A 23457-nucleotide genomic window follows, 5' to 3' on the forward strand; every position below is an offset into this window, starting at 1 on the left:
CACGAGGAGGCGCCAGGTTAAACTGAAGGGACTGACCCCGGAGGAGTTCCGGAGACAGTCCCTTGCGGCGTAGTTCTTATTTAAGCCGTCCAGGTTTTGGGGTGCAGTTCATACGAGCTCGGGGCTCTTTTCGTTTGGATTGCAGACGTATTGACAGACGAAAACAGTCTGCGTCCGGTATTGAGCCATACGAAAGCGAAATTATGCGTCTTAATTCCGTACGCAAATCAAGACGAAAACCGTTTGTGTCTCGGATGAATCAGTACGCAAACGGTTTTCGTCTTATATCTTGAAGGCCTACAGGCGAAACGATTCGGCAACGGTGGAGGTCGACCGGTTTGAGTATGGCAGGCTGACGCTCGAAGGCAGCAACGTAACGTTCGACGCGCTCACGTCGGCTCGCCAGGACTTGAGTTTTCACACGCTCGAGCATAAGTGTGTTGAACATCTCGGCATTTCTGAGCTAACGCCGGATATTATGCGCACGCTTCGCTTGCTCGGCAAAGATGGCTATACCAACGCTGCGGCGATTTTGGCGGATAAGAATGATTTTCCGGGCATCGACTGCGTCCGTTTTGGTGATACCGAGGATGTAATACTTGGATCGCGAGGCGGCGACAAATATATCCGCAATTGAGCAGGTGGACAGGGCGGTGGCTATGTTTGCACGCTACTACCGTTATGAGCGTATCGAAGGGATGGAGCGCGTCCAAACCGATCGAATTCCTCTCGAGGCGTTTCGCGAAGCTGTCGCAAACGCTTTGGTGCATCGGACGTGGGACGTTCGAGCTATAGCAACCCGCATAGCGCGCCTTGATCATCAACCGTCCGTATTTCGCAGCAACTTATAACAGGCTCGGGGTGCCAATTTGGGGTGCAGTAGTGCTGCGCCACGAAAAGGGCCTATCTACTACGTTTAAGCCTCAGGGGTCAACCATAGTCGGCTTTTTCGAAAATCGACAAGCTGCCTACCTGCGGTTTTGTTTTCACGGTTTTTGGTATGGCCGAGGCTATCCGTGTTAACGTAGTAGATGGGCCAGTTTTGTGGCAAGGGGCCGATCTGCGGGCTAGGGTAGCTAAAAGAGCCCCGTCCCAAAAAGACTGATTGGGAGCTGGGGCGTGTCGATGCGATAGTATTGCATGGTGGTATTCGACTAACCGAGGGTTTATCCGAGGGCTTTATGGAACAGCACCAGCATAATCAAAGCTTGCAAGATCAGGCATACAATGCACTGCGCTCCAAGATCATCTATGCCGAGCTCAAGCCCGGCACGCGCCTTTCGGCGATTGGTCTGGAAAAGGAGACGGGAATCGGGCGTACGCCCATTCGCGAGTCCTTTGTGCGCCTGCGTGAGCAGGAGCTGGTGGAAACGCGTCCCAAAAGCGGCACCTACGTCTCTAAGATCAGCATGGAGCGCGCCGAGAACGCCTGTTTCTTGCGCGAGAAACTCGAGCGAAGCGTACTCATTAAATGCTGCTCGGTCGCCACGCCCGAGCAAAAGCATCGGCTCGATCAGATTCTTGCCGAGTCCGAGTCGCTCGACCATGGCGAAACGCGTCGTTTCTTTGACCTGGACAACCTGTTCCATGAGACGTGTTTTGAGATTGCCGGCCGTCACATGTTGTGGGATTGGATGAAGAGCGTCAATACGCATTTTGAGCGATACAACTGGTTGCGTATGGTGTCGCAGGATCTAGATTGGGAGCCGATTCGTCGGCATCATCGCCGGATTCTCGAGGCCATTAAGAGGGGCGATACCGACGCGGCGAGCTATCTGGCCGAGACACACCTGCACCTGATGCCCGAAGAGCAAGGTCCGGTTATCGCCTTACATCCCGATTATTTTGAGCTGTCCAAAGACTCGGCTATCTAGCCCATTATCGCATCTGCTCGAGACGCAAAAACGATGCTGCTCACCTACAGCGTTTTGCAACCGAGAATTTTAAAAAATGCCTAAAATGGCTCAGACTGCCGACAATGGGGAAACGGGGTGCGCTATGGCGCAGATGAGAATCAAGGACATTGCCGTCGAGGCGGGTGTGAGCCCGGCCACGGTCTCGCGCTATCTCAATAACCGCCCCGGGCAAATGACCGAGGAAACCCGTGCTCGCATTGCGGAGGTTATCGAGCGTACCGGCTATCGCCCACGTGCCGCCGCGCGCAATCTGCGCAGCTCGCGTACCAACCTCATCGGCGTGATCTTGGCCGACATCGCCAACCCGTTCTCCAGCGCCATGCTCGAGGGCCTTTCCGCCAGCGCCGCCGCGCGCGGCTGCTCGCTCATGACAGCCATTAGCGGCAACGATCCCGCCAAGGAGGCCGAGTCGCTCACCAGGCTTATCGACGCTGGCGTGGACGGCCTGGTCGTCAATACCTGCGGTGGTAACGACGAGGCAATCGCCGCGGCAGCGGGACGCCTGCCCGTTGTGCTGCTCGACCGCGACGTTGCCGACGGCGGTGTCGATCTGGTGACATCTAACAACCGTGAGCTGGTCGCCGGCTTGGTAGACGCCTTGATCGCCGCTGGCAGCGAGCACCTGTGCCTGCTCACCGAGGCAAGCGACGACAGCCCCGTCCGTCGCGAGCGCGCCGAGGCCTTTACCGACGAGCTTTCGCGCCGCGGCCTTGCCGGCGAGGTTATCACCTTGGCCGATGGCGGTGCCACGGGCGTCGGTCGCTTGGACGAGACTATCCGCGGCTATGCAGGCAAAAAGCTCGGCCTCATTGCCGTCAACGGCCTGGTTTTCCTGAGCCTTACCGAGGCGCTGGCGCAGCTTGGCCCCTCGCTGCCGGCGGGGCTCAAGATCGCGACGTTTGACGACTATCCCTGGAACCATGTGCTCTTTGGTGGAGTTACCACGGCCGCGCAGGACACCCTCACCATCGCCGAGCGCGTGGTCGATCGCCTCTCCGAGCGTATCGACGTTGTTACCACCACCGTGGGCGATGCCGCAAAGCTCGCCCCTAAGCGCATCGAGGTTCCCGGCCACATCGAACACCGCGCTTCGACCTCGCGCTAGCCGCTCGTTCGTAACTGCCTGTTCGCGCACGTTTTTTGGGCGCTTGATACGCTTTAACCCTGCGGAAACATTTTTCTGCGATAGTATCTGCGATATAGACCAGTCGAAACCCGCCCGAAAGAAAGGGGAGCGACATGAACCAGCAGAACATCGATTACGTACTCCGTTCCGTAGAGCAGCGTGACATCCGCTTTGTGCGTCTGTGGTTTGTCGACATTCTCGGCCGCCTCAAGAACTTTGCCATTAGCCCCGAAGACCTCGAGGTCGCTTTTGAGGAGGGTATTGGCTTTGACGGCTCCGCCATCGAGGGCTTTGCCACGCCCGAGGAAGCCGACATGCTCGCGTTCCCTGACGCCTCGACCTTCCAGATCCTGCCGTGGCGCCCGAGCCATAACGGCGTCGCCCGCGTGTTCTGCGATGTGTGCACTCCCGATCGCAAGCCGTTTGCCGGCGACCCGCGCGACGCCCTGCGCCGCATGTTCTATAAGGCCGAGAAGGCCGGCTACCTGCTCAACGTGGGTGCCGAGCTGGAGTATTACTACTTCCCCGACGAGCACACCCCCGAGCCGCTCGACAACGTGGGCTACTTCGACCTTTCGGTGAGCGATGCCGCTCGCGACCTGCGCCGCAATACGGTGCTCACGCTCGAGAAGATGTCCGTGCCCGTGGAGTACACCTTCCACGCCGCCGGCCGCTCGCAGCACGGCATTAGCTTGCGTCACGCCGAGGCCCTGAGCATGTCCGACGCCATCACCACGGCCAAACTCATCATTAAGCAGCAGGCCTACGAGAGCGGTTGCCACGCCTCCTTTATGCCCAAGCCGCTGGCGGGCGAGGACGGCAGCGCCATGTTTTTGCATCAGTCGCTGTTCGACCACGACGGCAACAACGTCTTTTGGGGCGAGGACGACGAGAAGTACCGCCTCTCCGATATCGCCAAGCACTATATGGCCGGCATTCTGGCACACGCGCGCGAGATCAGCGCCATCACCAACCCCACGGTCAACTCGTACAAGCGCATCACCACGGGCGGCGACTCCGTGCCACAGTACGCTACGTGGGGCCTGCGCAACCGCGCGAGCATGGTCCGCATCCCGGTCTACAAGCCCGGCAAGCAGCTGTCCACACGCATCGAGCTGCGCAGTCCCGATCCCATGGCCAATCCGTACCTGGTCAACGCCGTCACGCTGGCGGCTGGTCTGGACGGCATCGAGCGCAAGCTGGAGCTCCCGCCCGAGGCAACGGCCGAGACGCTCAAGCTTACCGACCGTCAGATGGTCGAGGCCGGCTATACGCCGCTGCCGCGCTCGCTCAAAGAGGCGCTCGACGTGTTTGAGGACTCGCAGTTTATGAAGGATGCCCTCGGCGAGCACATCCACAGCTTCTTCCTCAAAAAGAAGCGCGACGAGTGGCATAAGTTTGAGTCCACGATTACCGAGTGGGAGATCAAGCATTATCTGGCGAACTCCTAATCGCGCTGGTTCGTTCCAGTACGATTGAGCTCATTTCCTTGGAGGTCGATATGTCCGAAAAGAGTGCCCTGTTCATGGCGCGCACGACGCGCTTCCACGAGTTTGCCCGCAGCTTGACGACCACCCTGGGTGTCGAGGTGAGCCTGGCAACCCCCGATTCGCCGACTGCGTCGCATGACTTTGACCTGCTGATCCTCGATTCCGATGGCATCCGCAGCGACCGCATCGATCAGATTGCCAAATGGCTCGACGACCGCGGCGGCGTTCCCATGTTGGTAATCGTCGACGACGAGGCGCTCGGCACCCTGCGCCTGCCCAATCACGCGCATGCCGACTTTGTATGCCCCACGGCGACGCCCAACGAGCTCAAGGCTCGTGCGCAGCGCCTGATGGGCGAGGAGGAGACCGTCGCCGCCGACGATGTGCTCAACATCGATAATCTCGAGATTAACCTGGCTACCTACCAGGTGACACTCGACGACGAGCCCATCGACCTGACGTTGATGGAGTACTCGCTGCTGAGCTTTTTGGCGACGCATCCCAACCGTGCTTACAGCCGCGAGGTGCTGCTGCACCGCGTGTGGGGCTTTGAGTACTGCGGCGGCACGCGCACCGTCGACGTGCACATTCGACGCATCCGCTCCAAGGTGGGCCCGCAGATCGCGGCGCACATTACCACCGTCCGTGGCGTGGGTTATCTGTTTAAGGACTAGCTTTTCACCGCAAAGGGGGCAGGCGCCTTCGTGGTGGTTTTGCCGCATGCGTGGATCCCTTTCGAGTTTGCAGCAGAACTTAAGCATTCCTTAAAGATTGCGTTCTCATACACGTTCGCCCGCATATTGGGGTACAACTCAACGTGAACAATGATGGCCCGCCACATGTTTGGCGGGCCTTTGGTTATTAGACGAAAGGATCGCAGCTATGAGCGAGAACGATTCCCAGCGTCCCCAGGATGCGGGCAACGCCGGCGAGACCCAGCAGCAGCCGCGCGTGCAGGTGGAGTCGACGCCTGCCGACGGCAACATTCCCTACGTACAGGCCTACGACACACAGACCGGCCAGCCGCTGGGCGGTCAGCAGGTTGTAAACAAGCACACGGTGGTCAAGACCAAGACCAAAAAGCTGCCGATCTTTATTACGGCGCTCGCCGGCTGCGCCTGCGGCGCCCTGCTGGTCATCGCGCTCATTATGAGTGGCACGCTCAACATTGGCGGCGGAAAGAATGTCGTGACGGCGGGTGCTTCGGGTTCATCGACGCAAAAGATTACGATCGACTCCGAGGACACCACGCTTGCCGAGGCCGTTTCTGCCAAGGCCCTGCCCTCCGTCGTTTCCATCACCGCCACTTCGAGCGGTAGCCAGAATGGCTCGCTTTCGCAGTCTGCCGACGAGTTGGATGGTTCGGGCAGCGTCGGTTCGGGCGTGGTGCTCGATACCGAGGGCCACGTCCTCACCAACAACCATGTGGTCGATGGCTATGACCAGTACGTGGTTACCATGGACGACGGTACCACCTACGAGGCCGAGTTCGTGGGCAACGACGCCTCGAGCGACCTGGCCGTCATCAAGCTCAAGGATGCTGACGCCTCCAAGCTCACGCCGATCGAGATTGGTGATTCCTCCAAGCTCAACGTGGGCGAGTGGGTCATGGCGATCGGCTCGCCGTTCGGCAACGAGCAGTCTGTCTCCACGGGCATTGTCTCGGCGCTCTATCGCTCCACGGCCATGAGCTCTACCAGCGGCAACACCATCTATGCCAACATGATTCAGACCGATGCTGCCATCAACCCGGGCAACTCCGGCGGCGCGCTCGTTAACGACAATGGCGAACTCGTGGGTATTAACTCTCTTATCGAGAGCTACTCGGGCTCCAGCTCGGGCGTGGGCTTTGCCATTCCGGTCAACTATGCCAAGAACATCGCCGACCAGATTATCGACGGCAAGACGCCGGTTCACCCGTACCTGGGCGCCACGCTTTCGAGCGTCAACGCGCTCAACGCCCGCACTAACAATCTCGGCACCGATAGCGGCGCATATGTGGCAAGTGTCGTCGAGGACGGTCCTGCCGCCAAGGCTGGCATCCAAGAGGGCGACGTCATCACCAAGCTGGGTGACGATGAGATTACGAGCGCCGATGGCCTGATTATCGCGCTGCGCAGCCACGAGGTGGGCGAGAAGGTCGAGATCACGCTCGTGCGCGGCAAGGAAGAGAAAAAGGTCACGGTCGAGCTGGGTTCTGATGAGGAGCTGCAGAACCAGCAGCAGAACGACAGTGCGACCGACACCGGCAACGGCGGCATTACCGACGAGCAACTGCGCCAGTACCTGGAAGAACTGCTGGGCCAACAGGGTCAGGGGCAAGGCTACGGTCAGGGTTTCTAACGAGCTGTATCGCACATATCGAAGCCAGAGGGGCTGTTCCGCCAGCGCGGGACAGCCCCTCTTCTCTTATTGATCCGTTGGGGACGGAGGAAAACGGATCATTTAGAAATGGCAAGGGCATGGTTCGGAAGGGCTTGGACAGTTAGTTCAGATTTGTATAAAACGGGTGCGGTCTGAGGCGTGTTTTGAACGGTTTTGAAATGAAAGACGGGCCGAGATGGGTGTCTCGAAGACGGAAGCAAACCTAATTCGCCGTCCAGAACGATTGATTGGGGCGAAAAGACGGTATTTCAGCTCGATTCGGCGCGCGTAATTATACAAATCTGAACTAACTGTCCAACCCTGGTCCGGTCGCTGCCAATTCGGTGCGGTTTGAGACCGCTATTCGGCCCCATTGCGACCGGTGGTACTCTAGTATCCGTTTGAAATCGAGCGAAGGAGTGCCGCTATGGAGCAATCGAGCCTGTTTGGTGACGGCGTGGACATCGATACCGAAACGCCAGCGAGCACGGATACCGCCGCGCCGGCCGATGACCGTGCCCAGGCGGCAGCGCGTGCGGCTGAGTTGCGCCACGAGCTCGATTACCACGCCTACCGCTACTACATGCTCGATGCGCCCGAGATCACGGACGTCGCCTTCGACAAAATGCTCGTTGAACTGCAAGAAATCGAGGCTGCCTACCCCGACCTGGTGACGCCCGACAGCTATACCCAGCGCGTGGGCGGCTACGTGAGCGAGCAGTTTACACCGGTCACGCACATGGCACGCATGTATTCCATGGACGATGCCATGGATCTGGACGAGCTCGACGCATGGCTCCAGCGCACCGAGGATGCGCTCGGTGCCGGTAGCGTTACCTATACCTGTGAGCTTAAGATCGACGGTCTGGGCGTCGCGCTTACCTACCAAAACGGCACCTTCGTGCGCGCGGCCACACGCGGCGATGGCACCACGGGCGAGGACGTGTCGCTTAATGTGCGCACTATCAAGGATGTGCCCATGCACCTATCCGAGCCGGCGCTCGCTCATATGGGCGCCGACCGCGAGCGCACCATCGAGGTACGCGGCGAGGTGTACATGCCCAAGGGCAGCTTTGTTCGCCTGAATGAAGAGGCCGATGCCGAGGGCCGCGACCCCTTCGCCAACCCGCGCAACGCCGCTGCCGGATCCTTGCGTCAGAAGGATCCCAAGGTCACGGCGCGCCGCGACCTGGCCACCTTTATCTATGCCATCGCCGATACCGACCCGCTGCACGTCCACAGCCAGCGCGAGTTTCTGGACTGGTTGCGTAGCGCCGGCTTTAGCGTCAACCCTAACGTGGCTCGTTGTGCCACGCCGGCCGAGGTCCACGAGTTCTGTGCCCAGGCGCTCGAGCACCGCGGCGACTTGGATTACGACATCGACGGCGTGGTCGTAAAGGTTGACAGCTTCCAGCAGCAGCTCGACCTGGGCTTTACCGCTCGCGCACCACGCTGGGCCATTGCCTTTAAGTTTCCGCCCGAGGAAAAGCAGACCATCCTGCGCGAAATTCGCATCCAGGTGGGCCGCACCGGTGTGCTCACGCCGGTCGCCGAGTTCGACCCGGTGACGGTTGCCGGCTCCACCATCGCGCGCGCCACGCTGCACAATATCGACGAGATCCGTCGCAAAAACGTGCGCGAGGGCGACACCATCATCGTGCACAAGGCGGGCGACGTAATCCCCGAGGTCGTGGGCCCGGTGCTCGATAAGCGCCCGGCCGATTCGGTCGACTGGCATATGCCCGAGGTCTGCCCCGTGTGCGGTAGCCCCGTGGTCCACGAGGATGGCGAGGTGGCTTACCGCTGCGTGTCCATCGACTGCCCCGCACAGCTCAAGGAGCGCCTGCTCCACTGGGTGAGCCGCGGTTGCATGGACGTCGATGGCCTAGGCGACGAGATCGTCGACAAGATGATCGCCGCCGGGCTGATTCACGACGTCGCAGACTTCTACCAGCTCACGGTCGACGACATCGCAGGCCTGGACACGGGGCGCACCTATGCCAGCTCCAACAGCAAAAAGGGCGTTAAGAAGGGCGACCCCATTCCGGTAGGCCTCAAGACGGCCGAGAAAATCATCGCCGAGCTCAACAAGTCCAAGAGTCAGCCGCTCGGTCGCGTGCTGTTTGCCCTGGGCATCCGTCACGTGGGCAAGAGCGTGGGCGAGGTCATCGCCGAGCGATTCCTGTCGATTGACAAGCTTATCTTGGCGAGCGAAGAGGATATTGCCGAGTGCGAGGGCATCGGCCTCAAGATTGCGGCGAGCGTCAAGCAGTTCCTGGCCGTGCCCGAGAACCTTGCCGTCCTGGAACGTCTGCGCCAGGCGGGCCTGTCGCTCGAGGTCGATTTGGGCGCCGCGCACGCGCAAGCCGCAGCCGACGCTGGCGTGGCAGGCGAGCTCGCCGACGCACAGCCGCTCGCGGGTCTGACCTTCGTGCTCACCGGCACGCTCGTCAACCGCACGCGCGACGAGGCGGGCGCGGCGCTCAAGGTGCTCGGCGCCAAGGTTTCGGGCAGCGTATCAAAGAAGACGAGCTATCTGGTCGCCGGCCCCAAAGCGGGCTCCAAGCTCACCAAGGCCGAGCAGCTGGGTGTGCCCGTGCTGGACGAGGACGCACTCGAGCAGATCCTAGCTACCGGTGAGGTGCCCCAGGCTTAAGGCATCAATAGTCAAATTGAAGAACCGCCCGAAAGTGCGATGCCTTCCGGGCGGTTCTTACTTTGTTGGGGAAACCGGCATCGTGATCTGCGTCACGTAGGTCGCGGGGTCGTCGCTGATGATGTCGTCAATGAGGGCGATTTCGCGTTGCCCCGCTACGCTGCTAACTTGTCAAAAGCCCCGCGCCGGTTGAGCACGGTAAACGCGACAACACAGATGACTGCCGACAGAATCGACCCGCACGGCGAGGCGATGCCCATGGGAAACAGCGTGTCGGAATAGGCGTTCGACAGCAGCCACGCGCCCGGCACGCGAATGAGTGCCACGGCCAGCACGTTGTGCGCAAAGCCGATGTAGCTCTTGCCATATGCAGCGAAAAAGCCGCTAAAGCAAATGTGGATGCCGGCAAAAATCGCGTCGAAAATATAGCTGCGCATATAGCCGGTGCCGGCAGCGACTACTGCAGCGTCCTTGGCAAAAAAGCCAATAAACGCCGGCGCCACCAGCCACATCAGCACCGTGATCAGGCAGCCGTACACCACCGAGATGGTCATGGCGTCTTTGAGCACCTGACGCGCGCGGTCGCCCTTGCCCGCGCCGGCGTTTTGCGCCGTGAGTGCGCTGACGGTGGCACCCATGGAGCTCGGAACAATGAACAAAAAGCTGATCATCTTTTCGACCAGGCCCACGGCGGCGGCGTCGACCAGTCCGCGATGGTTGGCGATGACGGTGATAAACATAAACGCCACCTGGATGCAGCCGTCCTGCACGGCCACGGGCACGCCGATCTTAAGGATGCCGCCGAGCACCTCGGGCTGGGGGCGCAGGTCGCTACGCTTAACGTGGATGTTCGTGCGGCGGCTCTTAAGCCACACGAGCGCGAGGGCAACGCTTGCCGTCTGGGCGGTTACCGTGCCGAGTGCCGCACCCACGGGGCCGAGTCCCATGTGGCCGATAAACAGAAAATCGAGCGCGATGTTGATGATGCACGCCACGCCGATCACGTACATGGGCGAGCGCGAATCGCCCAGCCCGCGAAAGATGGCCGAGAGGATGTTGTATGCGGCGATAAACGGAATGCCGACAAAGCAGATGCGCAGGTAGGCGGCGGTTCCTTCGACTGCCTCGGCTGGCGTGCCAATAAGTGCCACGATCTGCGGGCACAGTGCGAGCAGGATGACTGCCAGCACTACCGAGACACCCATAAACAGCGTGATGGTGTTGCCGATGGCGGTCTCGGCGCGATCGAAGCGGCGCGAGCCCACGGCGTGGCCGACGATAACCGTCGTTCCCATGGCCAGACCCACGAGCGTCACGGTAATGATATAGAGCGTCTGTGCGCCATTGCCCACGGCGGTGATGCCGGCGGCACCGCTAAACTGCCCCATCATGTACAGGTCGGCCATGCCGTAGAGCATCTGCAAAAAGTACGAGAGCATATAGGGCAGGGCAAAGACCGCGATGGTCTTAAGGACATTGCCGCGTGTGAGGTCGTGTTCCATAGGTGGGGCTTTCTGGCTGGGTCTGTTTCCATACCAGTGTAGTGAAAACCCTACAACGATTGTAGAGTCAAGGTTTGTGTGTTGAGGATGGGCTTGGAAAGCCGGTCTTATTCGAAGCGACCTGTCCTGTCGTACGGGTGTCGGCATGATTCTCTCGTGGGGTATTATGTTTTTCGAAGAATAAAACGCCGCGTGAGGGGAGGGCAGCGTGGACGGGCACGTGCAGCATGACGGTTTTGGCCGCGATATCAACTACCTGCGCATTGCCGTTACCGACAAGTGCAATTTCCGCTGCATTTACTGCATGCCGGCCGATGGCGTGGCGCCCCGTGCACACGACGAGTTACTCAGCGCCGAGGAAATCGCCCGCTTTGTGCGCTTGGTGGCGGGGGAGGGCATTCGCCGCGTGCGCCTGACGGGCGGCGAGCCGCTGGTCAGCCGCCGTATTATTCCGCTTATTCGCGACATCCGCGCGATCCCTCAGATCGAGGACATCTCGCTCACCACCAACGGCGCCCTGCTGCCCAAGCTGGCGCCGCAGCTCAAAGATGCCGGGCTTAACCGCGTCAACATCTCGCTCGACACGCTCGACCCTACGCTCTTTGGAAAGATCACGCGCCTGGGTCGGCTCGAGCAGACCATGGCCGGCATCGACGCGGCGCTGGCTTGGGGCTTTGAGCCCGTTAAGGTCAACTGCGTTGTTGTGCGCCGGCTCAACCAGGATGTGGCGGCCCTCGCGCGGCTCACGCTCGACCGTCCCATCCACCTGCGCTTTATCGAATATATGCCCATCGGCGACGAGCGCACGAGCTCGCATTGCGCTGTGGACCCGCATGCGCCCGCGCTCAATCCCGAGCTGTGGGACGCGAGCGATACCGTGCCGAGTGACGAGCTGCGGGCGCGCATCAATGCCGGGGCCACCGCGACGGGACTGGGCGAGCTCGAGCCGCTCGACATCAACGATGCTCCTGCCGGCGCGGGCCCTGCGCGCTATTGGCGCTTTCCGGGCGCGGCGGGAACGGTTGGCTTCATTAGCGCCATGTCCAACCATTTTTGTGCGAATTGCAACCGTCTGCGCCTGACGGCCGATGGCAACGTGCGTCCGTGCCTGTTTAGCGATGCCGAGTATTCGGTGCGCGACGCCCTGCGCCGTGGTGATGATATGCAGGTACTTTCGATTTGGCGCGATGCCGTGGCCCACAAACCGCAGGAACACGCGATAATTGAGGGCACGCAACGATTTATGTCCCAAATCGGAGGATGATCATATGGCCAAGAGCAGGTACGCCGACGCCACCAAGGCCGCTCGCAGGGCCGCGATGTCTGCCCACAAAGTCACGGCCGCGGCGAATGCTGGCAACGCCGACGCGTCCGCGCAGCCGACTTCCAGCGCGGCCACCGAACCCGCCCGTGACGCACGTCGCAACGAGCTGACGCACGTGGACGCCAAGGGCGAGGTGCGCATGGTCGATGTGTCCGACAAGGCCGAGACCCATCGCATCGCCATCGCCGAGGGCACCATCCTCATGCATCCCGAGACACAGGCCATGGTGCTGCAGGACCGCGCCAAAAAGGGCGACGTGCTTGCCTGCGCGCGCGTGGCGGGCATCATGGCCATCAAACGCACGAGCGACATCATTCCCATGTGCCATCCGTTGCCCATTACCAAGAGCAAGTGCGACATTGCTCCCATCGCTCCGGCGGGGACGCCGGCCGAGGACGTGCCCGAGGGCTGGGCGCCGGCGCGCGCGGACGGGCAGGTTGGCTTTCACGTACTGGTTACGGCCGGCGTGACGGGCAAGACGGGTATCGAGATGGAGGCCCTGACCGGCGCGAGTGCTGCGTGTCTAACGATCTACGACATGTGCAAAGCGGTTGATCGCGGTATGGAGATCGTCGACGTGCGCCTGTTGCACAAGGAGGGCGGCCGCTCGGGCGTATGGGACCGCGCAGAGCGTCAGGCCGCTGCTGTTGAGGCCGTGGCCACTGACGGTGCCGCACCCGCGAGCGCACCCGTCGCCGTCGCGCCCGCAGCTCCGACCCCGGCCGTCCCCGCGATCGCGTTTATCGGCTACCAAAACTCGGGCAAGACCACGCTCGTCGAGAAGGTCATTGCCGAGCTCACCCGCCGTGGCCTGCGCGTGGGATCGCTCAAGCATCACGGGCACCACGGCTTTGATATCGACGTGCCCGCTAAGGATACCTGGCGCCATCACCAGGCCGGATCCAAGCACGTGGGCCTCATCTGCGCCACGCGCTGGGCGGAGTACGCTGACACGCGCGAGGGGGACGAGATGCCCGCGCGCGAGCTGCTGTCGCGCTACAACGATGTCGACGTGGTGATCATCGAGGGCTACAAGACCGAGGGCTTCGACAACATCGTGGTCGCGCGCTCCGGTGTCGACCGTCTGCGTGGCAAGAGCTCGCTCGACCTGGTCGACGGCCGCACGCTGGCCCTTGCCTGCAACGAAGCCCTGGCACGTCAGGCCTTCGACGCAGGCTTTGCGACCCGAGCCATCAACATCAACGACGCCCGCGCCATCTGCGACCTTATCCAAGACCATCTGGCCTAAAACCTGCCAAAAAGGGACAGGTTTATTTTGGCAGGTTCTATCTGGGCAAACGTCATTTCCACCACAAAGGGTCCAGGCATCTTTGTGGTGGTTTTTGCTTTGGTAGATTTTTGTGACATGCCTTACAATCTACCAAGTAGTTCATGACGGGCGAAAAACGGAGAGAAGGGTCCTGATGCGTCCTTAATGTTTCATGCGGATAGATTGATTTGACAGACGGCGGCGAATGTCCACCGCCCGTATTCGTATGAAACGAGGAGTCTCCGTGCTCGTATCTCTTCTCTCAAAACCTCACCCTTCGTTGTCCGCGCAGGCTAAGCACCTGGTGGCAATGCGCTTCCTCATATATACCGGCTTTCAGACCAGCTACTTCATCGGCGTCATCGGAACGCTCACCTATGCAGACGATGCCTCGGTCGTTGCGACATCGCTGGCCGTCCTGTTTATGAACGTCTTCGTGATCCTGGGATCCTTTGCGGGTGGAGCGGCGCTTGACGCTTGGGGTCCGTGCCGGCATTTCCGGGCGAGTATCTTCGGCACGTTGGCAACCGGCGCGGCGATTATCGCCTTTGGCAGCGCGACCGGAACAGTCCTTGCCGGCGCGGTGCTCCTGGGCTTTGTGATAGGATTCGCCCAGCCCGTCGCCACGTCCTATCCGGCGTATCTCACCGACGACCCCGTCGAGCTCAGAGACATCAACTCCGCCATCACCATGTCCTCCAACGTGAGCATTATCGTCGGCCCCACGCTGGGCGGCTTTGTCGCGGCGGCTGCATCGTCACACGCGGTGTTTTTGCTCATGATGATCTTTACCGTACTGGCGCTCGTCGCCGGTTGGGGCTTTAGGCCGCAAGCAGGTCGCGTCGCCGCGCGCGAAAGTGCTCCCGCGGATAGCAGCACAACGGCAAGTACTGCCGATCAAAGCTCCGACTCCAATAAATTCACCCGCGTCACCTTCGTGACCAGCATCAAGACAGTCTTTACCAACAGCGTCCTCGCCCTGCTGTTCTGCATTATTTTCCTTTCGAACTTTGGCTATGGCGCCTTCGATCCACTGGAGTCATTCTTCTACCGTGATGTTCTGCATGTCGGTGTCGAGTGGATGGGCTGGCTCTCGTCTGCCTGCGGCGTGGGCGCGGTGCTGGGCGCCGTGGTCGCGCTCCGCTTGCCGCCGCACCTGGTCAACCTTAAGACGCTGCTTGTGGCGCTTCTGTCCGTGGGCCTGGGAAGCCTGCTCTACGTGGGAACGCCGTACGTGGGCGTATCCCTCGTCGGCCAGATTGCCCTGGGCGTGGCCTGGGGCTTCGTCAACCCGCTCCACAACACGATCGTGCAAACGACGGCCCCGCTCGAACAGCTCGGTCGCGTCAACTCGGTCATGGGCTTTGGCAACATGTTCGCCGGCGTGGCGCCGCTGGCGATTGCCCCGTGGCTGGCGGCGACGTTTGGCGTGCAGCAGACGCTCATCGGGGCGGGTATGGTCGTGACGGCGGTTCCCGCGGCACTGCTGCTGTTTGGACGCCGGCATTTGGATCGTGCCGCAAAGCAGTAAAAACCATCACAACATTCGATGAAAATCGCGATTTTGCCGAATAACGTCGAATGTTGTGACGGTTTGCGCTCCGGGTCATGCCATCCTGCGGATCCGGCCACCACAACGGGGCCAGGCACCTTTGTGGCGGTTTTCGCTATGGACGGTGCGGTTTCGCTGCAGAACCGCCGGCCCGCCGCCTGCCAACCGCCGCCCTCGTTACGTTTTCGCTGCATTTGGGTAAAGCGCCTGCTCCAAGCCGGCGTTGCCTTGTATACTAGAGCGGTTTAACTGTTATGCGGAAGGGAGCGCCTATGGCACTCAGCGAGAAAGACGTGCGCGGTATCGCCGAGTACGCAAAGATCGCACTGACCGATGACGAGCTCGCCCAGATGACGTCCTACATGAACGATGCCGTCCAGATGCTCGAGCCCGTCTTGCAATATGACTTGCCCGACGTGGAGCCCACGTTCCATCCCATCGGAAGCCTGTCCAACGTGATGGGTGATGACCTGCGCGAGCCCGAGCGCGACCTGCCGCTCGACGTCGCGCTCGAAAACGCCGGCAGCGCGCGCGACCGTTACTTCCGCGTGCCGTCCATTTTGGGAGAGGGGGAGAGCGAGTAATGGCGCAGAGCTTCGATTCCCTTACCGCTGTCCAGATTGCCACGGGCGTTGCCGCTGGCGACTTTACCGCTACCGAGGTGGCCCAGGCCTCCCTTGCCGCCATCGAGGCGCGCGAGGGCGGGGTCCAGGCATTCCTGCAGGTGGCGCCCGAGCTTGCGCTCGAGGCCGCCGCGCGCGTGGATGCCGATCGTGCCGCAGGCAAGCCGCTGCCCCCGCTCGCGGGCGTGCCGCTGGCCATCAAGGACAACATGAACCTTGTGGGCACGCGCACCACCTGCGCTTCCCGCATGCTCGAGAACTACCAGAGCGTCTACACCGCCACCTGCGTCCAGCGCATGCTCGATGCCGGCTGCCTGCCCATGGGCAAGGCCAACATGGACGAGTTTGCCTTTGGCAGCTCCACCGAGAGCTCGGCGTTCCACCGCACCAACAACCCCTGGGATACCGAGCGCGTGCCCGGCGGCTCCTCGGGCGGCTCCGCTGCCGCCGTCGCCGCGGGCGAGGTCGCGCTCTCGCTGGGCTCGGACACCGGCGGCTCCATTCGCCAGCCGGCGTCGCTGTGCGGCGTGGTGGGCTTTAAGCCCACATATGGCGCCGTGAGCCGTTACGGCGTGGTTGCCTTTGGCTCGTCGCTCGACCAGGTGGGCCCCTTCGGCCGCACGGTCGAGGATGTCGCGCTGGCCATGAACGCGCTTACCGGCGCGGGCCACGATCCCTACGACTGCACCAGCCAGGATTGCGCCGTCGATTTTACCGAGCATCTCAACGACAGCATCGAGGGTAAGCGCGTGGGTATCATCCCCGCGTTTATGGAGGCCGAGGGCCTGACGTCCGAGGTCAAGGCCGCTGTTCAGCGCGCCGCCCAGGAGCTGCAGAACCAGGGCGCCGAGCTGGTCGAGGTCGACCTGCCGCACCTGGATGCCGCCATCGCCGCCTACTACGTCATCGGCCCGGCCGAGGCGTTCTCCAACCTGGCCCGCTTCGACGGTATTCGCTACGGCTATCAGGAGGAGGGCTGCGCCAACCTGTCCGACCAGAGCTCGCTGTCGCGCGCCCACGGCTTTGGCGCCGAGGCCAAGCGCCGTCAGATGCTCGGCGCCTACCTGCTGAGCTCGGGCGTGTACGACAAGTACTACTACGCTGCGCAAAAGGCCCGCACGCTCATCACGCAGGACTACGACACCGCGTATGCCAAGGTGGACACCATCCTCATGCCCGCCTCGCCGCGCACGGCCTTTAAGTTTGGCGAGATCAGCGACCCCACGCAGATGTACCTCTCCGACCTGTACACCATCTCGCTCAACATTTGCGGCAACGGTGGTATCTCGGTGCCGCTGGGCTTGGGCGAGGATACTCAGCTGCCCGTTTCTGCCCAGCTGGTGGGTCCGGCGTTTAAGGACCGTCAGCTGCTCACGTTTGCCCGCGCCCTGGAGCGCGGCTTTGCCGATGCCGCCACGGGTGCGCCCGCGCTTTCCGTCGCACCCGATTTTGCCGGGAAGGGAGGCGAGCTGTAATGAAGGAGCTTTCCGAGGTCCTGCAGGATTGGGAGGCCGTGATCGGCCTGGAGATTCATACCGAGCTCACCGCACTCGATACCAAGATGTTCTGCAACTGCAAGCTCAGCCACGATGACGAGCCCAACGCCAACGTGTGTCCGGTGTGCTTGGGCCTGCCCGGCGCCCTGCCGGTGCCCAACAAGCGCGCCATCGAGAGCATCGTTAAGGCCGGCCTCGCCACCAACTGCGAGATCCAGCGCCACTCGATGTTCTACCGCAAGCACTACTTCTATCCCGATATGGCCAAGAACTTCCAGACAACGCAGGGTCCGGTCGCCTTTGCCATGTACGGTCACCTGGACCTGGACGTGACTGGTCGCGGCGCTGCAGAGCGCCCCGATTGCGCGTTTGGCGAGGCCGAGGCCCAGAGCCTGGCGAGCGCCTCGGCCAACGCCGAGGGCCTGTCCACGTCCATGACGTCGACCATGCGCGAGGGCAATCAGCGTGCCGGCCATCTGGCCAGCTATGACGCGTCCAACCTGCAGATGCCCGAGCGTCGCGAGGACGGTTCCTACACGGTGCCCATCCGCATTCTGCGCATCCACATGGAGGAGGACGCTGCCAAGATGGTGCACGTGGGCGGTGCCGAGGGCCGCATTACCGCCGCCGCCGAGTCGCTCGTCGACTACAACCGCTGCGGCACGCCTTTGATCGAGCTCGTCACCGAGCCCGACTTGCGTACGCCTGAGGAGGCTCGCCTGTTTATGGAAAAGCTCCGTCGCATCTTTGTGACGCTGGGCATTTCGGACTGCTCCATGGAGAAGGGTTCCATGCGCTGCGACGGCAACGTGTCGCTGCGCCGCCGCGGCGAGACCAAGCTGGGTACCAAAACCGAGCTTAAGAACCTCAACTCGTTTAAGAGCCTGCACGACGGCCTTGCCTACGAGATTTGCCGCCAGGCCGAGGTGCTCGAGGAGGGCGGCATTATCTATCAGGAGACCCGCCACTGGGAGCCCAGCCGCAAGCGCACCGTGGTCATGCGTGTGAAGGAGACGGCCGACGACTATCGTCTGTTCCCCGACCCCGACTTGGCGCCGTTCGATCTGGACGACGAGTTCATCGATCGCTGCCGAGGTGAGATTCCCGAGCTGCCCGATGCCAAGCGCGCCCGTTTTGAGGCCGATTTTGGCATTAAGGCGGCCGATGCCGAGCAAATCGCCGGCGACCCGGAGTTTGCCGAGTTCTTTGAGGCCGCCGCTGCCGGTATGGCTGGCAAGGAGGCCCAGACGGTTGCAAACTTGCTGGTGAACGAGATGATCGCCTACCTTAAGGGCGCGGGCGTGTCGCTCGTCGAGTCCGGCATCGCGCCGGCTCAGGTGGCAGCGCTTGCCAAGCTGCTGGCGACGGATGCCATCAGCTCCAACCAGGCTCACGAGGTCTTTGAGGCCATGGCCCAGACCGGCGACGACCCCAACAAGATCGTCGACGAGCGCGGTATGCGTCAGGTGAGCGATGCCGGCGCGCTGCAGCCGATTGTGGATGAGGTGCTGGCAAACTGTGCCGAGCAGGCACAGCAGTATCGTGACGGCAACCAGAAGGTCATCGGCTTTTTGGTGGGCCAGTGCATGAAGGCGAGTCGCGGCAAGGGTAACCCAAAGCTCTTCAACGAGTTGCTGAGAACCTCGCTCTCGTAAGCGGGAACCGAGGGGCCGGGCGCAGGGCCTTGCCTCTCAATTTCGGACAGTCCTGACTCACGACGGAGGCGCCACTGGCGCCTCCTGTTCGTGCGGAACTCATTGAGAGGCAAGGCCCTGCGCCCGGCCCCTCGGTTCCGTGGCGACTCGGCCGTTCTGGTCAGTCGGGCTGAATGGAAATAGAGTGAATGGGCGCGCCGTTGGCGCGCCCATTGTTTTTGAAGGGAACTCATTTTGAGCAAGCGCCCGCCCTGCCGGGGCTCCCGGGTTCCGTGGCGACTCAGCCGTTCTGGTCAGGCGGGGCTAAATGGAATTTGGTGAATGAGGGTGCCGTTGGCACCCTCATTTTTTTGTGGATGTGGCGCAGGGACGGTCCCTTGGTCACATTTTTGGGCTGTGGAAAGCGAAGCTTAATACTTTTCCCGAGAAGTGAACGACCTTATTTGGACCTCTGAAGCATCGACACTATTTGGACGCTGTTTCCTGCGGTTTTGCCGAGTTTTCCCTGCGCTTTTGTTACTAAAAAATGCGGATGCTTCAGGGGTCCGATTTTGCTCGTTCACTTCTCGGGAAAAGTATTAGACCTCGATTTGCTGGGACGGGGGAGAGTCTTTCTTGGATGCCGGAGATGTACGTTGCGGCAGACCGATTGTCGAAAGTCGGCCGGTCTGCACCCTAAGATTTCCAGAAAGTTAACCATTTTTGACCTTAATAGTTAGATAAATTATTTTCCAAAAGTGTGCTTAAGTAAACTTATTCACTTGGGTGCTGAGGCACCGTGCCGTGTCCAATGCGGCAAAAGGGAGAAGCAACATGTAGAAGTCGACGTTTAACACCCTGCTTGTCGGTGGCGGTTTTCTGCTTGGTACGGCTGGCATCAAGCTGCTCGCCAGCGCTCCGGTAAAGAATGCCTGCGTGCAGGGCATCGCGTGCGGCATGCTGCCGTCGAGTACATCGTGGCGCACGGCATCACTTCGTCCATCGAAGGGCGTCGCGCCATCATCGGTTCCGCGCACTTTGTATTTGAGGATGAGGGCGCGCAGCTCGAGTCCGACATTAAGGAGCAAATCGAGCCTCAGATGCAGGGCCTGTCGCCGCTGTATTTGGCGGTCGATGGAAAGGTCGTCGGCGTGCTCGGCATCGAGGGCCCGCTCAAGCCTGGGGTCCGTGAGGTCATCGCCGACCTGCATGCTCTGGGCGTCAAGCATGTCGTTATGTTCACAGGCGATTCCGAGCGCACGGCCGAGCGCATTGCGCGAGAGGCAGGGGTCGACGAGTTTAAGGCCGAGCTGCTGCCCGAGGACAAGTACGCGTATGTGGAGCGTATTAAGGGCGAGGAGCGCCACGTTGCCATGGTGGGCGACGGCGTCAACGATTCGTCGGCGCTCGGTTTGGCCGACGTGGGGCTTGCAATGGGTGGCGGAAGCGACATCGCCAAGGAGGTCGCCGATATCATCCTGACCGATACGGATCTTGCTGCGATCGTGCGCCTGCGCCGTATGAGCCAGGGCCTCGTTGATCGTCTGACGAGCTCCTACTCTAAGGTGATGCTCACCAACTCGGCGCTCTTGGCACTGGGCATTACCGGCGCGATTGCCTCGCAGGCATCGTCGCTGCTGCACAACGGCTCGACGATCGCCTACAGCCTGAGCAACGCGAAGGCTTACCTGCGTTAGCAGACGTGTTTGCCCACGTTATCTGGCCTGCGCCCAGACGGCATCGGTGTCGTCCGGGCGCAGGCCTTTTGCATTTGACCCCAATTGATAGCGTCTCTATATAGTGTTGCTATCGAGGATAGCAATTGAAGGGAGCGAGATCGACGTGGGTGCTGCTAGCGGCATGGCGCAGGTGAACGTTCGCGTGGATCGCCAGGTCAAGAACCGTGCCGAGGAGGCGCTGCGGATTTCGGGCGGGTCACTGCCCGAGCTCATCAAAAAGGTGGTGGCCAAGGTTGCGCAGGGTGGCGGTTCGTGCGAAGAGGTGTTGTCGGCCGTTGAAGACCAACTGCCTAGTGCTGGTGCCACCTCGCCGTTTGTCGCATCATGGGCGGCGGCGGATCAGCTTTACGCGGACCTGGGCATCGATACATCATCTGCGTCTGATGACCGCAGCTGGGACACAGTCTATCCCGAAGCCATGGATGAGCATTATCGCCAAAAGGGGATGATCCTGTGAGTGGAGGCCCCCTTAAGATCAGGGTGGACGCCAACGTATGGGTCGATTCGTTTTGCGCCGAGCATACCGAGTCGCTTGCCGCGCGTGCGTTTATTGGGCAGGCGACGGAGGCGGGGGCATTGCTGTTCTTTCCGGTGCATATCGCCAAGGACGTGCTGCACGTTGTCCAACACGAGCTGAAGCGTAGCGTTCTTGCCGGCGGGGGAGCGCTCGACGAGGCATCTGTCCGTGCAATTGGCGATGCGGCGTTGGCGTTTGTTCGGAACGTGACCGAAAACGCCACGGCCGTGGGTGCAGATGCATCGGACCTTTGGCTGGCCGACAAATACTTAGCGCTCCATCGCGATTACGAGGACAACTTGGTGCTCGCCGCGTGCAAGCGCGCGCAGATCGATTACTTGGTGACCAACAATCGCAAGCTGCTCGAACATGCCGATCTTGCAGCAAAGACCCCGCGCCAAATGATGCCGATTCTAGCTTTGGCCGAACGTGGTGGCGCGGCTATCGGTTAGCGCGAACTGTTTGCGTGGCCTTCGGAACGTCGGCGCTCAGAAGGCCACGCATCCTTTAACTACAAAAGCGCTGCCTTGATGACGGGAGCTTCGACGAGCTTCTCGGCGGCCTTTTCGTCGGAATCGTTTAGTGCTGCTAGACTGCGGTAGACCCACTCGTTGACCTGGGTGTTCTTGACGCCTGCGGTCTGCATAAGGGCGCCTACCTCGCGGATTGTTGCGAGCAGATCGGCTTTGGGACCTGCGAGCTCGACCTCGATGCCGTGGTAGGCGGCCACGCCGCGGTTCTCGCTCACGTGGTCGATAAAGCCCGCGACGGTCTCAAACTGCTGGGCGAGAGCTGCATCATCGTCAGCGTCCAGCGCAACAAGGGCGTTCGATACCGTGAGGGCGGGATGTCCACAGGGGACAAAGCCTTCGATGACATCCATGGCTTCGGTAATGGTTGAGCCCAGGCCTGCGAGGGCATTGATGAGTTGCTGCTTGGTATCCATAACGGTCCTTTCGACGGGTCAATTTTGCTTGGCGAAAATATACGTGACGTGTTCAGTGGCAAAAATGCGAAGTATGGCGCACATTAGGGTCTTCACAGCTCGTGCATAGAGCAGGTGTCTGCCTTTAGAACGTGGTAAGATAGCTATCCACGAGCGGGGTTTACCCCGCGTGTTCCTTGAAAAGTCGACGGTTATCGGGTGTTTGCAGGCCCGATACCATCCAGACTTTCCCAACATTCGGGGGCGACTGGTTTCGACACGATAGCTCTGAGAGAGGAAGCAAGCCGAGGTCTCCTCGCCTCGTTAAACAGGGGTACCGTCAAATTGAATTGACAACAACTCTTCTTTTGAGCCTATGGCTCTCGCTGCTTAGTTTATAGCGGCGCGTCAACCCGGTGATTTCCCCGACACCGGCGCGACGTCATGTTAGGGGAATGCTCCCGCGCACGTAATCGGTATGGCGCGGGCTAAGACCGAACCGGTTGGGATGCCGCGAGCGTGTCGCTGCGCGCAAAGCGTCCGAGACTAAACCAGCGACTGAGCTTGGAGATGCCAATCAGGGGGCTTTCGTGGACCGGAGTTCGATTCTCCGCGCCTCCACCAATAGTTACAGGCAGGTAGAGAAGTGTTTCTACCTGCTTTTTTTATTACATATAGATACCGCGGAGAATCGAACTCTATGCAGGGCGCGGGCGTAAAGAAAACGCGTAAGCGTTTTTAGCCCGCGGGCGAGGACGCCGGCAGGCGGCCGAAGCCGGTGCGGATTTGCGAAGCAAATACGCGGATTCTCCGCGCAAAGCCTCGACCCTATATAGATGCGATGCCGATCGGATGACAGCCGGCAACGCCCTGCGCCAGCGTCATCCCCGCACCGCGGAGAATCGAACTCTATGCAGGGCGCGGGCGTGAAGAAAACGCGTAAGCGTTTTTAGCCCGCGGGCGAGGACGCCGGCAGGCGGCCGAAGCCGGTGCGGATTTGCGAAGCAAATACGCGGATTCTCCGCGCAAAGCCTCTACAAGGTGGAGTAGTCAATTTGGGACGGGGCTATTTTAGCTACCCCTATAAGCCAGTCGATATTAGTTCCGACCCCCAATAATTCGTCGACAGTCAAAGGGCAGCTAAAATAGCCCCGTCCCAAATTGACTACTCACGTTGACGCCTCAAGCGGAAGTTGCATCCCAGAATCTACGGGGACTGCGGACGATTTCTTGGACCGTTACGTGGCCCTTCCCAGCGCGGCGCGGAACTCGGCCGGCGTGCGGCCGCCGAGCGCATCGCTGCGCCTCTCCGTATTGTATCGG

Annotated in this window: 19 protein-coding genes and 1 other RNA gene; 18 read left to right on the plus strand and 2 right to left on the minus strand. The window is 60.9% G+C overall.

All coding sequences use genetic code 11. The features are described from left to right. The 8 genes from ACTQ05_RS08470 to ligA form a co-directional block, all read left to right on the plus strand. On the plus strand, window positions 1–73 hold a 73-nt coding region (locus tag ACTQ05_RS08470), incomplete at its 5' end, for an IS3 family transposase (RefSeq protein ID WP_441015707.1). A 249-nt stretch (window positions 74–322) separates the two neighbouring features. Continuing rightward, window positions 323–637: a hypothetical protein gene (locus ACTQ05_RS08475; RefSeq protein ID WP_154518607.1), complete on the plus strand. Its 315-nt coding sequence runs from the start codon at window positions 323–325 to the stop codon at window positions 635–637. Between the two features lie 544 nt (window positions 638–1181). After that, complete coding sequence (locus tag ACTQ05_RS08480; RefSeq protein WP_441064101.1) at window positions 1182–1874, plus strand: GntR family transcriptional regulator; 693 nt, start codon at window positions 1182–1184, stop codon at window positions 1872–1874. 124 nt (window positions 1875–1998) lie between these two features. Then, window positions 1999–3021: a LacI family DNA-binding transcriptional regulator gene (locus ACTQ05_RS08485; protein WP_441064102.1), complete on the plus strand. Its 1023-nt coding sequence runs from the start codon at window positions 1999–2001 to the stop codon at window positions 3019–3021. 134 nt (window positions 3022–3155) lie between these two features. Further along, complete coding sequence (locus ACTQ05_RS08490) at window positions 3156–4493, plus strand: glutamine synthetase family protein (RefSeq protein WP_441064103.1); 1338 nt, start codon at window positions 3156–3158, stop codon at window positions 4491–4493. A 50-nt stretch (window positions 4494–4543) separates the two neighbouring features. Continuing rightward, window positions 4544–5206: a response regulator transcription factor gene (locus tag ACTQ05_RS08495; RefSeq protein WP_441064104.1), complete on the plus strand. Its 663-nt coding sequence runs from the start codon at window positions 4544–4546 to the stop codon at window positions 5204–5206. A 208-nt stretch (window positions 5207–5414) separates the two neighbouring features. Next, window positions 5415–6875, plus strand: coding sequence for a S1C family serine protease (locus ACTQ05_RS08500; RefSeq protein ID WP_441538841.1), 1461 nt, complete (start codon window positions 5415–5417; stop codon window positions 6873–6875). Between the two features lie 448 nt (window positions 6876–7323). Continuing rightward, window positions 7324–9552: an NAD-dependent DNA ligase LigA gene (ligA, locus tag ACTQ05_RS08505; protein ID WP_441538842.1), complete on the plus strand. Its 2229-nt coding sequence runs from the start codon at window positions 7324–7326 to the stop codon at window positions 9550–9552. Between the two features lie 155 nt (window positions 9553–9707). Here ligA and ACTQ05_RS08510 read toward each other — a convergent pair whose 3' ends face one another. Further along, complete coding sequence (locus ACTQ05_RS08510; RefSeq protein WP_441538844.1) at window positions 9708–11054, minus strand: MATE family efflux transporter; 1347 nt, start codon at window positions 11052–11054, stop codon at window positions 9708–9710. A 208-nt stretch (window positions 11055–11262) separates the two neighbouring features. On the opposite strand from ACTQ05_RS08510, the gene moaA reads away from it, so the two are divergent. The 9 genes from moaA (at window position 11263) to ACTQ05_RS08555 (ending at window position 21661) form a co-directional block, all read left to right on the plus strand. Continuing rightward, window positions 11263–12318: a GTP 3',8-cyclase MoaA gene (gene moaA / locus ACTQ05_RS08515; RefSeq protein ID WP_441538845.1), complete on the plus strand. Its 1056-nt coding sequence runs from the start codon at window positions 11263–11265 to the stop codon at window positions 12316–12318. A gap of 4 nt (window positions 12319–12322) precedes the next feature. Beyond that, window positions 12323–13627, plus strand: coding sequence for a molybdopterin-guanine dinucleotide biosynthesis protein B (gene mobB / locus ACTQ05_RS08520; RefSeq protein WP_441538847.1), 1305 nt, complete (start codon window positions 12323–12325; stop codon window positions 13625–13627). A 265-nt stretch (window positions 13628–13892) separates the two neighbouring features. Next, window positions 13893–15179 (plus strand): MFS transporter, encoded by a 1287-nt coding sequence (locus tag ACTQ05_RS08525; RefSeq protein WP_441538849.1) that lies wholly within the window; start codon window positions 13893–13895, stop codon window positions 15177–15179. A 293-nt stretch (window positions 15180–15472) separates the two neighbouring features. Then, the gene (gatC, locus tag ACTQ05_RS08530; RefSeq protein ID WP_035136890.1) at window positions 15473–15784 is read left to right on the plus strand and encodes an Asp-tRNA(Asn)/Glu-tRNA(Gln) amidotransferase subunit GatC; all 312 of its coding nucleotides are present in this window, start codon (window positions 15473–15475) and stop codon (window positions 15782–15784) included. After that, window positions 15784–17298 (plus strand): Asp-tRNA(Asn)/Glu-tRNA(Gln) amidotransferase subunit GatA, encoded by a 1515-nt coding sequence (gene gatA / locus ACTQ05_RS08535; RefSeq protein ID WP_154518578.1) that lies wholly within the window; start codon window positions 15784–15786, stop codon window positions 17296–17298. The genes gatC and gatA overlap by 1 nt, the downstream gene beginning before the upstream one ends. Further along, complete coding sequence (gene gatB / locus ACTQ05_RS08540) at window positions 17298–18974, plus strand: Asp-tRNA(Asn)/Glu-tRNA(Gln) amidotransferase subunit GatB (RefSeq protein ID WP_427794162.1); 1677 nt, start codon at window positions 17298–17300, stop codon at window positions 18972–18974. The genes gatA and gatB overlap by 1 nt, the downstream gene beginning before the upstream one ends. A 929-nt stretch (window positions 18975–19903) precedes the next feature. Next, entirely contained in the window at window positions 19904–20650 is a 747-nt protein-coding gene (locus ACTQ05_RS08545) for an HAD-IC family P-type ATPase (protein ID WP_441538851.1), read from the plus strand. Between the two features lie 145 nt (window positions 20651–20795). Next, window positions 20796–21149, plus strand: coding sequence for a hypothetical protein (locus tag ACTQ05_RS08550; RefSeq protein WP_441538853.1), 354 nt, complete (start codon window positions 20796–20798; stop codon window positions 21147–21149). Beyond that, window positions 21146–21661 carry a type II toxin-antitoxin system VapC family toxin gene (locus tag ACTQ05_RS08555; RefSeq protein WP_441538855.1) on the plus strand — a complete coding sequence of 172 codons (516 nt, stop codon included), beginning with the start codon at window positions 21146–21148 and terminating at the stop codon, window positions 21659–21661. The genes ACTQ05_RS08550 and ACTQ05_RS08555 overlap by 4 nt, the downstream gene beginning before the upstream one ends. A gap of 59 nt (window positions 21662–21720) precedes the next feature. Here ACTQ05_RS08555 and ACTQ05_RS08560 read toward each other — a convergent pair whose 3' ends face one another. Further along, window positions 21721–22155 (minus strand): hypothetical protein, encoded by a 435-nt coding sequence (locus ACTQ05_RS08560; protein ID WP_441538856.1) that lies wholly within the window; start codon window positions 22153–22155, stop codon window positions 21721–21723. Between the two features lie 239 nt (window positions 22156–22394). On the opposite strand from ACTQ05_RS08560, the gene ssrA reads away from it, so the two are divergent. Next, window positions 22395–22758: a transfer-messenger RNA gene (ssrA, locus tag ACTQ05_RS08565) on the plus strand. Window positions 22759–23457 lie beyond the last annotated feature (699 nt).

This window comes from Collinsella sp. LCP21S3_A9 (assembly GCF_052118785.1).
In the GTDB taxonomy this organism is placed as follows: domain Bacteria; phylum Actinomycetota; class Coriobacteriia; order Coriobacteriales; family Coriobacteriaceae; genus Collinsella.

What these genes read in the sequence shown, in the direction of transcription:
- ACTQ05_RS08480 (WP_441064101.1), top strand. Translation starts at nt 1,182, where the DNA reads ATGGAACAGCACCAGCATAATCAAAGCTTGCAAGATCAGGCATACAAT.
- ACTQ05_RS08485 (WP_441064102.1), top strand. Translation starts at nt 1,999, where the DNA reads ATGGCGCAGATGAGAATCAAGGACATTGCCGTCGAGGCGGGTGTGAGC.
- ACTQ05_RS08490 (WP_441064103.1), top strand. Translation starts at nt 3,156, where the DNA reads ATGAACCAGCAGAACATCGATTACGTACTCCGTTCCGTAGAGCAGCGT.
- ACTQ05_RS08495 (WP_441064104.1), top strand. Translation starts at nt 4,544, where the DNA reads ATGTCCGAAAAGAGTGCCCTGTTCATGGCGCGCACGACGCGCTTCCAC.
- ACTQ05_RS08500 (WP_441538841.1), top strand. Translation starts at nt 5,415, where the DNA reads ATGAGCGAGAACGATTCCCAGCGTCCCCAGGATGCGGGCAACGCCGGC.
- ligA (WP_441538842.1), top strand. Translation starts at nt 7,324, where the DNA reads ATGGAGCAATCGAGCCTGTTTGGTGACGGCGTGGACATCGATACCGAA.
- ACTQ05_RS08510 (WP_441538844.1), bottom strand. Translation starts at nt 11,054, where the DNA reads ATGGAACACGACCTCACACGCGGCAATGTCCTTAAGACCATCGCGGTC.
- mobB (WP_441538847.1), top strand. Translation starts at nt 12,323, where the DNA reads ATGGCCAAGAGCAGGTACGCCGACGCCACCAAGGCCGCTCGCAGGGCC.
- gatC (WP_035136890.1), top strand. Translation starts at nt 15,473, where the DNA reads ATGGCACTCAGCGAGAAAGACGTGCGCGGTATCGCCGAGTACGCAAAG.
- gatA (WP_154518578.1), top strand. Translation starts at nt 15,784, where the DNA reads ATGGCGCAGAGCTTCGATTCCCTTACCGCTGTCCAGATTGCCACGGGC.
- gatB (WP_427794162.1), top strand. Translation starts at nt 17,298, where the DNA reads ATGAAGGAGCTTTCCGAGGTCCTGCAGGATTGGGAGGCCGTGATCGGC.
- ACTQ05_RS08560 (WP_441538856.1), bottom strand. Translation starts at nt 22,155, where the DNA reads ATGGATACCAAGCAGCAACTCATCAATGCCCTCGCAGGCCTGGGCTCA.